This is a genomic window from Mycobacterium innocens, assembly GCF_900566055.1.
Lineage (GTDB): Bacteria > Actinomycetota > Actinomycetes > Mycobacteriales > Mycobacteriaceae > Mycobacterium > Mycobacterium innocens.
This window is the reverse complement of record NZ_UPHQ01000103.1, coordinates 24152-38755: the sequence shown is the minus strand read 5'-3', so window position 1 is coordinate 38755 and position 14604 is coordinate 24152. Positions and strand designations below refer to the sequence as shown.

At 66.1% G+C, this 14604-nt stretch carries 9 protein-coding genes and 1 riboswitch; of the genes, 3 read left to right on the top strand and 6 right to left on the bottom strand.

Translation table 11 applies throughout. From position 1 onward, the window contains the following. Window positions 1-19 precede the first annotated feature (19 nt). The 5 genes from EET03_RS11685 to EET03_RS11665 all read right to left on the bottom strand — a co-directional run bounded on the left by EET03_RS11685 (window position 20) and on the right by EET03_RS11665 (window position 4776). Window positions 20-790, bottom strand: a complete 771-nt coding sequence (locus EET03_RS11685; protein WP_063469545.1) for a glycosyltransferase family protein — start codon at window positions 788-790, stop codon at window positions 20-22. Between the two features lie 207 nt (window positions 791-997). Then, window positions 998-1885, bottom strand: a complete 888-nt coding sequence (locus EET03_RS11680) for a glycosyltransferase family 2 protein (RefSeq protein WP_075543120.1) — start codon at window positions 1883-1885, stop codon at window positions 998-1000. Between the two features lie 240 nt (window positions 1886-2125). Further along, the gene (locus EET03_RS11675; protein WP_063469528.1) at window positions 2126-2374 is read right to left on the bottom strand and encodes an Rv1535 family protein; all 249 of its coding nucleotides are present in this window, start codon (window positions 2372-2374) and stop codon (window positions 2126-2128) included. Window positions 2375-2657: 283 nt separating this feature from the next. Then, a riboswitch (M-box (ykoK) riboswitch) is annotated at window positions 2658-2827 on the bottom strand. Window positions 2828-2959: 132 nt separating this feature from the next. Next, window positions 2960-3652, bottom strand: coding sequence for a TetR/AcrR family transcriptional regulator (locus tag EET03_RS11670; protein WP_063469527.1), 693 nt, complete (start codon window positions 3650-3652; stop codon window positions 2960-2962). Further along, the gene (locus EET03_RS11665) at window positions 3649-4776 is read right to left on the bottom strand and encodes an NAD(P)H-dependent flavin oxidoreductase (RefSeq protein WP_075543121.1); all 1128 of its coding nucleotides are present in this window, start codon (window positions 4774-4776) and stop codon (window positions 3649-3651) included. The genes EET03_RS11670 and EET03_RS11665 overlap by 4 nt, the downstream gene beginning before the upstream one ends. A gap of 59 nt (window positions 4777-4835) precedes the next feature. On the opposite strand from EET03_RS11665, the gene EET03_RS11660 reads away from it, so the two are divergent. Beyond that, on the top strand, window positions 4836-5270 hold the full coding sequence (locus EET03_RS11660; RefSeq protein ID WP_075543122.1) for a PaaI family thioesterase: 435 nt from the start codon (window positions 4836-4838) through the stop codon (window positions 5268-5270). 27 nt (window positions 5271-5297) lie between these two features. Here the strand turns inward: EET03_RS11660 and EET03_RS11655 are convergent, their stop codons facing one another. Next, window positions 5298-5861, bottom strand: a complete 564-nt coding sequence (locus EET03_RS11655) for a carboxymuconolactone decarboxylase family protein (protein WP_099194376.1) — start codon at window positions 5859-5861, stop codon at window positions 5298-5300. A gap of 810 nt (window positions 5862-6671) precedes the next feature. Here EET03_RS11655 and pks2 point away from each other — a divergent pair. Together pks2 and EET03_RS11645 are read left to right on the top strand one after the other, a co-directional pair. After that, complete coding sequence (gene pks2, locus EET03_RS11650) at window positions 6672-12959, top strand: sulfolipid-1 biosynthesis phthioceranic/hydroxyphthioceranic acid synthase (protein WP_279637684.1); 6288 nt, start codon at window positions 6672-6674, stop codon at window positions 12957-12959. A gap of 74 nt (window positions 12960-13033) precedes the next feature. Further along, the gene (locus tag EET03_RS11645; protein WP_321182585.1) at window positions 13034-14500 is read left to right on the top strand and encodes a condensation domain-containing protein; all 1467 of its coding nucleotides are present in this window, start codon (window positions 13034-13036) and stop codon (window positions 14498-14500) included. The last annotated feature ends 104 nt before the right edge of the window (window positions 14501-14604 follow it).

Sequence of the window (14604 nt, the reverse complement as noted above, 5' to 3'; positions counted from 1 at the left end):
CGCTTCGGAACCGGATCGGTCAGTCCTCGAGCGGGTGCGTCGTGTACGCCGTCGCCGCTTTGCCCCACAGCGGCCGTGACAATGTCCCCGGTGGGAACTGCTTGCGCCATGTGCGACCGTGGGTTTTGCGCATCGCCAGCTCCATGGTCAGGTTTGCGCCCAGCAAATATCGCCAGCTGCCGAAATGGGTGTTGGCAGTCCTGCGTCCGAAGTGGTTGATGTACGCCATCTCTGTTGTGTACAAGCCGTATCCGGCTTTCCGGGCACGTAGCTCGAGATCGAAGTCGACCCCCCACCCGTAGCGACCAAAGGTGCGCAGATCCATTCCGCCGACATCTTTCCAGCATTCGCGGGACAGCGTCAGCGCCGTTCCCTCCACGACGTTTACGCACCGATATCGCGGTCGGGGAACATAATCCGCGGCGTCCGGCTTCTCGTCGTCTTCTGCGCAGGGGAAGCCGCGGTCGAACATCGGCCCAACGATCCCGGCATCAGCGGGTAGCCGCGGGTCGAGCAGGGCTTCGACGAATCCCTTGGAGATGCGGGTGTCGTTGTTGAGTGTCATCGCATGGGAATAGCCCTCGGAGAACGCGATCCGGAATCCGAGGTCGCTGCCCCCGGCCCAACCGAGGTTCTCACCGGGGGTGATGACACGTTCGTTGCTGACCCTGGGATAGTCGCCCCGGTTGTCGACGATCAGATAGTCGGCGCCTTCGCGGTCCAAGTCGCTGACGAGGTCATGCGTGTACTCATGCTGACCGAAGACCGGGACCGTGATCAGTACGGACATTTCGGACATGAGGTGACGGTACACTGCCGTCGGCGTCGGGAAGGGCACTCCGGAAACAACGGTGCCGAATGCTCACGGGCAGCGGCGCCGGCACCGCCCCGCCGGCGCCAACGAGCGTCGGCAGACGGCGGCTCACGACCCCACCGGGACCGCCACATTTAGCTGCCAGCAAATGCGAGACACGCAATACTGACAACAAATGGTGTGCTAAGAATCCGAGACCGGCTCACCGGCTCGCAGATCCGGTCTGCGCGCCAACAGTTTCTTCTTATCGAATTCCTTGGGTTCTCCGAGGATTTGCAGCTGGTGTATGCCTTGTTTGACCGAGTCCTTCAGTCCCAAACCGTGCGAGTGATGAACCGTCAAGGCCGGCTCTTGAATAATGTGGTAGCCGCTTTTCAGCATCGACTTTCCCAGAGCCGTATCCTCACCACCGGCCTGATAGCGATCATCGAAACCGCCCAATTCCTGCCACACCGACTTGGAGATCATCGCGCCGGTCGCGCTCAGCAGTCCCGGCCCGGTACGCCTCGCCGGTCGCGCCGGGCGTGACACCCACTGATTCATTCCCGTCAGCGCACCCCAGCGCTCCACGAATGATGCGCCCTCGTTCGGTAGCACCACGCCATACGCACCGGCCACATCCGTGTTCTTGCTGAAGTGCCGGGCGCCGGCGTGCAGGTTATGACGGCTGCTCAACCGGACGTGGGCCACCGTTACGAACACCACGGCGTGGCTGGCGGCCCGAACACCCAGGTTCAGCGATTTCGGATACGTAAAGTCACGTTGGGCCAGTCGCACCAACTCCGCGCCGTAATGCTTCGCCACCTCGGGGCTCCGGTCACTTGAGCCGTTGTCGACGACCACGACCTCGATTTCGCTACTGAATTGCTGATTATCGATATCTTCGAAGAGTTTCTCTAATTTGGTCGCCTCATTGAATACCCGTATGACCACGCTGAGGCGCGGATCTTTAGCCGGATCGTCGATCAAGGCTTCCTCGATACGCCGATCAAGTAGTCCGGCAGTAAGCGAACCACCGAATGGAATCAAACCAATTAGATCCGGGTGCAGCAAATAGCGGTCTTTGGTCATGGGCAATACGGTCCCTCTGGGCGAAGTCGTGGCTTCAGCAACACTTCAGCAACAGTAGTACGCGGGCGAGCCGCGCGTCGGCTATCACCGACGGCCGTGCAAGCGCGCTTCCCAGCACCAGAACGGCCCCGAAGGGTGGCCGAGCCGCAGAACAACTTCTGCAACCGGGCCGCCCCTCGGAGCCGTCAGCCGGACACCCGCCGACGCATGCGGCGGGTCGAACACTCGCCATCCACCGGACTAGGCCCGGACTTCGAGCACACCGATCCGCCACAGCGCGGCGTAGACGTGCCGAATCGGAATGGTCAGCATGCGTGCGGCCCCGTCGACCAGGGGGTCTCCACCGACGCCGAACGGCGGGTTGGCGACGCGACGCGCCACCTTCACCTTCGCGGGCGGCGGCGTCTCGATCGGGGCACCCTCGCGCACCACGCGCAGCCGGGGAGCGGGGGTTGCGGTTACTACTTCGTCGTACAGAACAGCGGTCATGATCAGCTCCTAGAGGGGAAATCAAAGCTATGGACTGTTGGACAGACTTCGACAGACGTAGTCCCGTCCCGTAGCGGTTCCGATCCAGCGGGGCTGATCTAGGTTTGACGACTCAGCACAGCGTCGCGCCGGCGATCGGATCGGGACGAAACAGAGCCCGGATATCGGTCCGGACTGTCACCGGAACTCATGGGTCCCTCACCTCCTCGCGGTCGCGGTACGCGCGGCTAGCCGCACGTTCTACGTGCACAACGGAGTATCGGAACGCCGACGATCGTCGGAACCCACACCCCTCTCGTCAGAGCTTTGGCACTACACGACGTGTCCGGTATTCCGGAAGCCACCTGGGCTCAACCCTTAAGCCGGGAGGAGCTGTCCTGACCCGGGGCGTCTTTCGACGTTCGGGGTCAGTGGCCTGTGTTCGTGTAGCCGCCTCACCTAACGAGGTGATTACCCGACAGATGATGCACCACCGATGCGAGTCGGTCAAACGAACCTGGCGCCCGTGTCCGAATCTTTACGGATTCACCATGGGCGTTGACAGCAATTCAGCAGGTTTACCCATTCTGAGCTGGGCTTATGCACTCAAAGCCGGCGTCTGTGACTTGGGTATGAATCGATCGGGGCGATGCGTCCGTCCGGCACCCGGCGCGGCCGCAGCCCGTCGAGCACCAGGGACACCACGAAGTCCGCCACTTGCGCCGCAGTGACCCCGTCGTCGGTGCTCAGGCGCCGGTGCGCCAATTGGCCCACCAGCGCGGCCAGTGTGTAGGCAACCATCCGGGGCGGGGCCGCCACCACGTCGCCGCGCTCTTGAGCGGCGACGATGACGGTTTCGATGTCGTCGATGAACCGTTCGTAGATCCCGCCGAGGTGCTTTTCGAACCGGTCGCCGAGAGCATGGGCGTCCCGGAACAACAGTTTGACGGTGGCCTTGTCGGCTTCGAAGAACTCGAAGGTGGCCTGCACGCCGGCCCGGAACAACGTCTCTCCCCCGGTGCTGTCGGCCGACCCGCCGGCCGCGACCATTGCTTCGGCGAGATGTGCGCGCAACGCATCCTCTTCGGCCGCCATCAACGAGTGGAACAGGTCATCCTTGGACTCGAAATACCAGTAGATCAAGCCGTACGCCAGGCCGGCCTGTTTGGCGATGTCCGCGATGGTGGTGGCGTGAAAACCGTTGCGGGCGAAGACTTCTTTGGCCGCGGCCATGATCTGGTCACGCCGTTGCGACTTGTCCTCGTCACTGACCGCCCGGCGCCGCCGGGTGGTACTCACTTGTCGACCAGCCCCTCGAGCCGACCGATGGTGTCGATGAATTCCAAGACCATCTCGAGCACCACCGCGCGGGTCGGCCGCACCCGGTTGAGCGAGCCGACGACCTGACCGACGAAGTAGGTCGCCAACTCCCCGGCCCTGGTGCCGGGCTGCCCGGCCGCTTGGTTGATGCGCAGCTGCGCCTCACCGATCAGTGCGGTCTGCAGCGGCATTCCGAGGGGGTCGGGATTCTCCGGCCGGGCCCACTCGTCGGTCCAGGCGGTGCGCAACATCCGCGCCGGTTTGCCGGTCATCGACCTGGACCGCACGGTATCCGTGGAGCCGGCGGCCAGGAACTTCTCCTTGACCACCGGTGGCGTCTCGGCTTCCTCGGTGGTCAGCCACACCGATCCGCACCACACGCCCTCGGCGCCCAGGGCCAGGGCCGCAACGATCTGGCGGCCACGGGCAATCCCGCCGGCGGCCAATACCGGAAGGGGATCGACGGCATCGACTATCTCGGGGACCAACACCATGGTCGCTACCTCGCCGGTGTGACCGCCGGCCTCGGTGCCCTGAGCGACGATCAGGTCGACACCCGCCGCGGCGTGCCGGCGCGCGTGTTGCGTGGTGCCGGCCAGCGCCGCTACCACGACGTCATGACCGTGAGCCCGCTCGACGAGGTCTGCGGGCGGCGGTCCCAGCGCGCTGGCGATCAGCCGGATGTCGTGCGCGAAAGCCACCTCGAGCAGCGGCTCATAACCCTTGGGCGAGATGTTGAGCCCTCCCCCGGGCGCCCGGGCTTGCTGCCCGGCGGGCTGGGTGATGCCGTAGCGGACCAGCAGGTCGTCGACGAAAGCGCGATGCTCGGCGGGCAGCAGCTCGGCGACCTGCTGCCGGTCGATCCCACCCTGCTCGGCACCGACGTACTTGGGCGGCAGCAGCAGATCGACTCCATACGGCTTGCCGCCGGTCTGCTCCTCGATCCAGGTCAGCTCGCTGTGTAGCCGCTTGGGGCTGTGCGCCACCGCTCCGAGGACCCCGAACCCGCCGGCGTTGGTCACCGCGGCAACGACATCGCGGCAATGGCTGAAGGCACAGATTGGAAACTCGACGTCGAGCATTTCGGCGACTCTGGTCCGCATTTTTGTGACGCTATGAGCTATTGATTGATATGTCAATCGAATGCGGTAGCCTAGCCGCCATGGCCGAGCCGTTGACCGCTGAACAGCAACACCAGCGCCGCCAGGCGGTGCGTGACCTGATGACCAGCACCCCGTTCATGGGCGGGCTGGGCATTGTGTTCGAACGTTATGAACCCGACGACGTCACGATCCGACTGCCATTCCGCGACGACCTCACCAACGACGGCACCTACTTTCACGGCGGGGTGATCGCGTCGGTGATCGATACCGCCGGCGCGGCGGCCGCCTGGTCCAACCACGACTTCGACAAGGGCATGCGGGCGGCGACCGTCGCGTTGAGCATCCAGTACACCGGCGCCGCCAAGCGCAGCGACCTGCTGTGCCATGCCCGCACCGCCCGGCGCCGCAAGGAACTCACCTTCACCGAGATCACCGCCACCGATGCCGACGGCAGCGTCGTCGCCCACGCGATACAGACCTATCGGATCGTCTGATCCGCGACTATCTCGACTACGGTGCGCCTACGGCGAGACGCCGTCGGGCGGCCAGCTCGACACGCCGTCCTCCAGCGGGACTTCGAGGCTGTGCAGGATCGAAGCGACCATCCGCCACGCCCCGATGGCCGTGACGAGTTCAATGAGAACCGTTGTGTCGCCGTGCAATTCGCGTTCGCAGGCGGCCCAGCTGTCGGCACTTACCATGCCGTCGCGCACGACGTCGTCGGTGGCCGCCAGCACGGCCCGCTCGGCCGGCCCGAACCCGTCATGGCTCTGCCAATCCCGTACCCCGAGCAGATCCTCGGCCGACACGCCCAATCCCGAGGCGACGCGCCAATGCTGGGTCCACTCGTAGTCGCATCCGGTCAGCCAGCCGATCCGCATGATCGCCAACTCGCGCAGCCGCGGGTCCAGAGCGCCGTGCCAGAGCATGGTGGCCAGCAGGTCGTTGAAGGTGCGCGCCAGTCGCGGGTGGTTCAGCAACACCTGAAAGATGCTCAGCTCGGCCATATAGTCGGGCACGCCGGCTTCATCGGCGGCCGCCTTGGCCTCGTCGACCGGCAACTGGGGTACCCGGGCTGGCTTCAAGGGTGGGGTCATGGTGTGAGCACTCCGTGTCCTTCAGGGATGCCATCGCCTTCGCCGGCCATGGTAGCCAGCAGTTCCTCAACCTTGCCGCGGCGCGCGCAACGGCGTGGCGGCCACTGGTGCCGGCAACGACCGCGACGGGCCATGACCGGCTCGCCGAGCTGCGCCCGGGCCCCACACCACGTCGACATCTGCCTACTCGGCATCGAATCTGTTATCCCCCAAGATATTCCAGCGCTGTGCGGGTTGAACGGAAGAGTCACTTGCGGGCCGGGGCGACGAGGCACCGGCGGCACGGTCGAGTCCGGTGCCCGCTGGGGGCGTTCGGCGTAGGCCAAATGACACGCGTGCTGGCCGGTTCCACAGCGCCCGTAGGCCGCACCGACGACGGGGAAACGATACTCACCGACGATGAGGTTGCGCGGCGGCTTCCATACCCCTGATACCTGTGATTCCCGTGCCCGCGCAACCGCGCTGTCCGACATACCAGCACACTATGGACGGCTGACAGGCCGGTCAATAGCGAGCAGTCCCGTACCCCGAGCAGGCCGGGATGGGGCGAACGTGTTGTGGCACAACGCCGAAATTCGCAGCCAGGCACCCGGGAGTCAACGGCCCGCGCGGCGACGTAGTCGGGACGCCCCGAAAAGCCAGCGGGGCTGCGGGGTTCGCCGTCGGTCGACGCCGGCGAATTCGCAAAAACGTCAATGCGGACGCGGTGTGGCAGGTCTTCGAAGGCCCGGCAACCGGATACGCTGCGGTCACCTGAAGAGATGGCGAACGGGGGTCTCACTGGGGAGGTGGCTGACCGTGGACGACACGTGTGCGGACCCGGTTGCGGTGATTGGCATGGCGTGCCGGCTACCGAACGGCGTCGATTCGCCCGAAGCGTTGTGGACGGCGCTGCTGCGCGGCGACGACTTGATTTCCGAAGTTCCCGCTGACCGTTGGGACGTCGACGAATACTACGACCCGGAACCGGGGGTACCCGGCCGGTCCGTGTCGCGCTGGGGCGGCTTCCTCGACGATGTCGCCGGCTTCGATTCCGAGTTCTTCGGAATCGGCGAGCGCGAAGCGACCGCGATGGATCCCCAGCAACGCCTGCTGCTGGAGAGCTCGTGGGAGGCGGTGGAACACGCCGGTTTGCCGCCGAAATCGCTGGCCGGCACGCTGACCGGCGTGTTCATCGGCATCGCCCACAGCGATTACGCACACGTCACCGCCGAAGCGGGTGCCCTGGAAGACGCGTACGGGTTCACCGGAATTCCATTCAGCATGGCCTCCGGACGAGTTGCATACGCCCTGGGGCTGCGCGGGCCCGCGGTCAGCGTCGACACCGCCTGTTCGTCGAGTTTGTTTGCGGTTCATATGGCTTGCCGCAGTCTGAACAACGGCGAGAGCGACCTGGCCCTGGCGGGTGGCTGCATGGTGATGTTGGAGCCGAGAATCGGCGCTTCCGCGTCGGCGTTGGGCATGCTGTCGCCGACCGGCCGCTGCCGCGCATTCGACGTGTCGGCAGACGGCTTCGTCCGTTCCGAGGGCTGCGCCGTAGTGCTGCTCAAGCGGCTTGGCGACGCCCTGCGCGACGGCGACCGAATCCTTGCGGTGCTGCGCGGCACCGCAACCAACCAGGACGGCCGCACCGAAAACATTTCGATTCCTTCCGCGCTGGCGCAGGCGCAGGCATATCGAGCGGCATTGCGGGCGGCCGGCGTGGACCCCGCCACCGTCGGGATGGTGGAGGCGCACGGCACCGGCACCCCCGTCGGCGACCCGGTCGAATTCGCAAGCCTGGCAAAGGTTTACGGGGTCGAACGCTCCTGTGCAGTCGGGTCGGCCAAGAGCAACCTGGGTCACACCGAGGCCGCCTCCGGCGCGGTGGGGCTCGTCAAAGCGATCTTGTCGGTGCAGCATGGGGCGGTGCCGCCGATGCTGCACTTCACCCGGTTGCCTGACGAGGCGGCCGGCTTGAACACCAAACTGTTTGTACCGCAAGAAATTACACCCTGGCCTGAACAGGATGACGCGCTGCCGAGGCAGGCAGCGGTGTCGTCGTATGGGATGTCGGGCACCAACGTGCACGCCATTGTGGAACAGGCTCCGTCCGCCGCGACGTGCCACGACCCGGCGGACTCGGCGGCGCCGTTGATGTTTGCGCTGTCGGCCACGTCGGCCGAGGCGTTGCGCGGCAGTTCACGCCGGCTGGCCGAATGGCTGGCCGGACGCCGGGACCAGGACGGGGCGGCATTGTCGAATCTGGCCTACACGTTGGCCCGCCGGCGCGGCCACCGGCCGGTCCGTACCGGAGTGTTCGCCCACAGCCGGGCCGAGCTGATCGAGCGCCTGCACCAGCTGGCCGAGGACGAACGCCCCTATCCCGCCACCGTCGGCCACGACGACCGCGGCCCGGTGTGGGTGTTCTCGGGTCAGGGTTCGCAATGGACGGCGATGGGCGCCGAGCTGTTGACCAGCGAACCGGTGTTCGCCTCGACCGTCGCCGCGCTCGAGCCGGTGATCGCCGCGGAATCCGGCTTCTCGGTCGCCGACGCGATGTCCGCCCCGCACACCGTCACCGGAATCGACCGGGTCCAACCGACGCTGTTCGCCGTTCAGGTCGCCCTTGCGGCCACGATGTCGTCTTACGGAGTCCGTCCGGGCGCGGTGATCGGCCATTCGCTCGGTGAGGTGGCGGCCGCCGTGGTCGCCGGGGCGCTGTCGCTGCACGACGGGGCGCGGGTGATCTGCCGCCGGTCGCGGCTGTGTCTCCGCGTCGCCGGTACCGGCGCGATGGCCGCGGTGGAATTGCCTGTCCAGCGAGTACGCGAAGAACTCGCCCGGCGCGGCGCCGCGGCCCGTGACGTCGTCGTCGCCGTGGTGGCCTCACCGCAGTCCACCGTGATCGGCGGGGCGGCCCACACGGTTCGCGACCTCGTCGCGCAGTGGCAGGAAGGCGAGGTGCTGGCCCGCGAGGTAGCCGTCGACGTGGCATCACACACCCCGCAAGTCGACCCGATCCTGCACCAGCTCTGTATGGATCTCGGCGACCTCACCCCGATGAAACCGACCATTCCTTACTACTCGGCAACGTCGTTCGATCCGCGCGAACAACCGTCCTGCGATGCCCGTTACTGGGTCGACAACCTGCGTCATATGGTGCGTTTCGCCGCCGCGGTGCGAGCGGCACTGGAGGACGGCTACCGGGTGTTCGCGGAGCTGTCACCGCATCCGCTGTTGACGCGGGCCGTCGAGCAGACCGCTTGCAGCCTCGACATTCCGGTCGCAGCGGTAGCCGCCATGCGACGTGAGCAACCGATGCCATGGGGACTGCGCCCGGTGGTGATCGATCTGTACAGTGCCGGCGCCGCCGTGGACTTCGCGGTGCTTCATCCCGGCGGGCAGTTGGTCGACGCGCCGCTCCCGGTGTGGACACATCGTCGGATGCTGCTGCGCCCCGACCGGGCGGGCAGCCATGTGGGCGTCAATACCGTTGCGGCGCATCCGTTGTTGGGCGCACACGTGCGGTTGATGGAGGAGCCGCCGCGTCATGTCTGGCACGGCCAGGTCGGCACGGCGGCGCTGCCCTGGTTGCGCGACCACCAAATCCACGATGTGGCCGCGCTTCCGGGCGCCGCCTATTGCGAGATGGCATTGGCCGCGGCCCGCACTATCTTCGGCGAACAGTCCCAAGTGTGCGATATCCGCTTCGAGGAGATGCTGCTGCTGGACGACCGGACCCCGATCGGTGCCGTCGCGTCGGTGGAGGAACCCGGTGTCGCCGGCTTCGTCGTCCAGACCGAGCAGCAGAACCAAAAGGTGCGACGAGCCAGCGCAATACTGCGGGCCGTATCCGCGCAAGACCGGCCGCCCGCCCATGACGTGGCCGATCTACTGCGGGCTTATCGGTGCCGCCACGACGGCGAGGAGGTGCGAAAGCGGTTCGAGGAGCGCGGTATTCGGTTGAGTTCGGCTTTCGCGGGCCTGGCGGCCGCCCACGTCGCACCGCAGACGGTCAGTGCCGTGCTCGCCGAGGTCGGCTTACCGAGTTCGATCCGCAGGCAGCAGGCCGACTACGGGGTTCACCCCGCGTTGCTCGATGCGTGTTTCCAGTCCGTTGCGGCCCACCCCGCCGTCCGGCAGGTGGGCAACGGCGGCCTGCTGTTGCCGCTCGGTATGCGCCGGCTGCGCGTCTACGCGTCCACCCGCAACGCCCGCTACTGCCACACGACAGTGACTGCCTACGGCACCAATGTCGAGGCCGACATCGACGTCATGGACGAAGACGGCACGGTGCTGCTGGTGGTGCGCGGCCTGCAGATGGGCACCGGGCTCTCGGAGAGCGCCGACCGTGATCGCCTGCTAGCCGAGCGATTGCTGACCATCGAATGGCGCGAGCGCGAACCGGCCGGCTGCGATGGTGTGAGTGCTGTCGACCCCGGAAAGTGGCTGCTGGTCAGCATTTCCGATACCGCCGATATGTTGGCGACCGAACTCACCGATGCGTTGAAGCGCTACGGTGCCGAATGCGCGGCACTGTGCTGGCCCCCACAGGCAGACCCCGCCGCCAACCTCGAACGGCTGAGCAAGCAGCTCGACTGCGGCGGAGTCACCGGCGTGGTCGTTCTGGCGCCCGAATGTATGGGCGGTGACGATGCGCGAAGTCCGCGCCGCGGCAGCGAAAACGTCAAGCAGCTGGTGCGCATCTCACGCCGGCTACCGGAAGTCTCCGGCTCCGTCCCCCGGCTGTATGTGGTGACCCGCAACGCGCAGCGGGTCCGATCCGATGACTGCCCCAATCTGGGACAGGCCGGGTTACGTGGTCTGCTACGGGTGGTCGGCGCCGAACACCCGTACCTGCGCACCACGCATATCGATGTCGACGACCACACCGACGCCGACCAGGTGGCACGCCAACTGCTGGCGGGCTCCGATGAAGACGAGACCGCCTGGCGACAGGGGCAGTGGCTGACGGCCCGGTTGTGCCCGGCGCCGCTGCGACCCGACGAGCGGGAAACCACCGTCGCCGACCACGACCGACACGGGGTGCGCCTGCAGATCCGGACGCCCGGAGACCTGCGGACGATGGAAGTCGTGGCGGCCGAGCGAATACCGCCGGGTCCCGGGCAGATCGAGGTCGCCGTGACCGCGTCCAGCGTCAACTTCGCCGATGTCTTGATCGCCTTCGGCAGATACCCCGCCTTCGACGATCTGTCGCCGCAGTTCGGCGCGGATTTTGCCGGGGTGGTGACCGCCGTGGGTTCCGATGTCACCGATCACCAGATCGGCGACCGCGTGGGCGGCATGTCATCGGCGGGGTGCTGGGGCTCGTTCATCACCTGCGATGCCCGACTGGCCACAACGCTGCCGCCTGGGCTCACCGACGGGCAGGCCGCCGCGGTGACCACCGCACACTCAACCGCCTGGTACAGCCTCGTCGACCTGGCCCGCATCGAAGCCGGCGACAAGGTGCTCATCCACTCCGCCACCGGCGGAGTGGGACAGGCCGCGATTGCGATCGCGCGCTCCGCCGGTGCCGAGATCTTCGCCACCGCCGGCAGCCCCGAGCGTCGAGAGCTATTGCGCAACATGGGAATCGAGCATGTCTACGACTCGCGCGGCAGCGAGTTCGCCGACCAGATTCGCCGGGACACCGACGGTTACGGCGTCGACGTCGTGCTCAACTCACTGACCGGTACCGCCCAGCGCGCCGGCCTTGCGCTGTTGTCTTTCGGCGGGCGATTCGTCGAGATCGGCAAGCGCGACATCTACGACGACACCCGGCTCGCGCTGTTCACCCTGCGGCGCAACCTCACCTTCCACGCCGTCGACCTGGCGTTGATGACGCTCACCCACCCCGCCCGGATCCGGGGTCTGTTGACCACGGTCTACCGGCTGGTCGCCGACGGCGCGTTGCCGATGCCGGAGCGCACGCATTATCCGGTTACCCAGGCAGCCAACGCGATCCGGACAATGAGCGCCGCCAGGCATACCGGCAAACTTGTCCTCGACATCCCGCACACCGGGCGCAGCACCGTTGTACTCCCGCCCGAACAGATCCCGGTCTTCCGGCCCGACGGCTCCTACATCATTACCGGTGGCCTCGGTGGCCTCGGGTTGTTCCTGGCGGAAAAGATGGCCGCCGCCGGCGCCGGCCGCATCGTGCTCAACTCGCGCGCCCAGCCGAATCAAAAAGCCTGGGAGACAATCGATCTGGTCAAGGCCACCGGGTCGGACGTGGTGGTCGAGTGCGGCGACATCGCCCAGCCCGCAACCGCGGGCCGGTTGGTGGCAACCGCAACAGCGACCGGGTTGCCGGTGCGCGGCGTGCTGCACGCGGCCGCAGTCGTCGAAGACGCGACCCTGGCCAACGTCACCGACGAGCTGATCGAGCGAGATTGGCGGCCGAAGGTCCACGGTGCCTGGCACCTGCACCAGGCGACCGCCACCCAACCGCTGGATTGGTTCGCCGTGTTCTCGTCGGCAGCTGCCCTACTGGGCTCACCCGGTCAGGGCGCCTATGCGGCGGCCAACAGCTGGCTTGACGCCTTCGTGCAGTGGCGGCGAGCTCGCGGCCTTCCGGCGACCGCGATCGCCTGGGGCCCATGGGCCGAGGTCGGCCGGGGTGCACACCTCGCCGAAAACGGCGAGACCACGATGATCGCTCCCGACGAGGGCGCCTACGCGTTCGAGGCGTTGCTTCGACACACCCGCGCCTACAGCGGTTATGTCCCGGTCCTCGGATCACCCTGGCTGACGGCCCTGGCCGCACGCAGCAGGTTTGCCGAGGGTTTCCACTCCGCCACCCGGAATCGGCCCGGTGAAAGCACATTCCGTGCCGAGCTGCTGGAACTGGCCCTCGACGAGTGGCCGGGACGGCTTCGACGACTGATCTCCGAACAAATCGCTGTGATTTTGCGTCGCAGTGTCGATCCGGATCGCCCGCTTTCCGAATACGGGCTGGATTCACTGGGCAATCTGGAGCTGCGGACCCGTATAGAAACCGAGGTCGGGATACGCTGCAGCCCCACCGATGTCACCACGGTTCGCGATTTCGCGGATTATCTGTGTGAAAAGCTGGCCGTCAAAGAAACGATCCGGTGACGACGTGCCGCATATTCGATGACATGAAATATCCTGGGACCGGGCGCTGAGCCAAAGGAGTTCAATTGGTTGTCGTGGGCAATCTCGGCCTGGATAACGTCAGGAATTGGCTGCCGGAGCCGGGTGTTGTCTGGCTGTGGCAGCCGTCGCCGACGACTGTGGCGAACGCCCGGGACGCACCGATCAGCGCCGTGCCGCCGAGCTACATACAGGCCCGGCATCTGCGCAGGTTCGCTGAGCAAACGGCCAAGGGCCTCGACATGTCACGGCTTTTGGTCATTGCCTTCGATATCCTCGGTCACTGCGATATCCGCACGATGACCTACGTCATCAACGCCCACCTTCGTCGCCATGACACCTACCGCAGCAGGTTTGCGATCACCGCTGCGCGTCAGATAGTCCGCCACACCATGACCGATCCCCGCGCTATCGAAATGCAACCGGTTGAGCACGGCGAGATGACGCCGAACCAATGGCAGGAATACATCTTGAGCACCCCGAGTCCCCTGGATTGGGATTGCTTCAGATTCGGCGTGATCCAACATGACGACCACTTCACCGTCTGCATCAGCATTGACCACATACATTTCGATGCGACATTTCTCGGCACCATCTTCTTGGAGATCCGCGAGATGTACAACACGCTGATGGACGGCGGCGAGCCTATTCCGTTGCCGAAGGCCGGTAGCTACGCCGAATACTGCCTGCGCGAGCACGCATACACTTCCGCGTTGACGTTAGATTCGCCGGAGGTACGTCAGTGGATCGAATTCTTGGAAAACAACGACGGATCCTTCCCCGCCTTCCCACTGCCGCTGGGCGACACGTCGCGGCTCACGACGGGCGAGGTGCTTTCCCTGCAACTGCTGGATGCCCACCAGACCGCCGATTTCGAGGCCGCGTGCACCCGGGCCGGCGCCAGGTTCAGCGGCGGAGTCTTCGCGTGCGCCGCCCTCACCGAATACGAACTCGCCGGCGCGGAAACCTATTACGCGGTCACACCCACCGGCACCCGAAGCACGCCCGAGGAATTTGTCACCAGCGGATGGTTCATCGGCCACCTTCCGCTCGCCGTGGCGGTCGGCGCCTCGTTCGGTGACACCGCGCGCGGCGCACAAGCCGCTTTCGACTCGCGCGCCCACCTGGCCAGAGTGCCGTTCGAACGCGTGTTGGAGCTGGCGCCCCGGCTCGCGACGCCGCTGTCGCGAGGGTGTTTTCCCATGCTGTCGTTCCTCGACGCCGGTGTGCCGCCGCTTTCCGCCGTGTTCGCGCCACATATCCGAACGGCAAATACCAGAGTCTTCAGTGACGGTCGCATCGCGGCCCGGGTGTGCATGTGGGTCAACCGGTTCCACGAAGAGACCACGGTGACGGCATCCTTCCCGGATAGTCCGATCGCCCGCGAGTCGGTGCGGCGCTACCTGGACGCCATGAAATCGGTGTATGTGCGCGTCGCCGAGGGCCGCAGCGACATCCGGCAACGTCGTGCAACCGCACTCAGCTTCAGCGGCAACGGAAATGACGGCCTGTTTCCCGGTTGAGCGGCGTCGGTGTGAGCGGTGCTTCGACTGCTGCCTCGCCGGCGGCCGGCACGACGGGGCAAAGCTCTGTTGACTGGCGAGTCAATACGCCTGGTGCGCTGCCG

Coding starts and splice junctions, on each gene's coding strand:
- EET03_RS11685 (WP_063469545.1), bottom strand. CDS start 790: ATGTCCGTACTGATCACGGTCCCGGTCTTCGGTCAGCATGAGTACACG.
- EET03_RS11675 (WP_063469528.1), bottom strand. CDS start 2,374: ATGACCGCTGTTCTGTACGACGAAGTAGTAACCGCAACCCCCGCTCCC.
- EET03_RS11665 (WP_075543121.1), bottom strand. CDS start 4,776: ATGCGGACCAGAGTCGCCGAAATGCTCGACGTCGAGTTTCCAATCTGT.
- EET03_RS11660 (WP_075543122.1), top strand. CDS start 4,836: ATGGCCGAGCCGTTGACCGCTGAACAGCAACACCAGCGCCGCCAGGCG.
- EET03_RS11680 (WP_075543120.1), bottom strand. CDS start 1,885: ATGACCAAAGACCGCTATTTGCTGCACCCGGATCTAATTGGTTTGATT.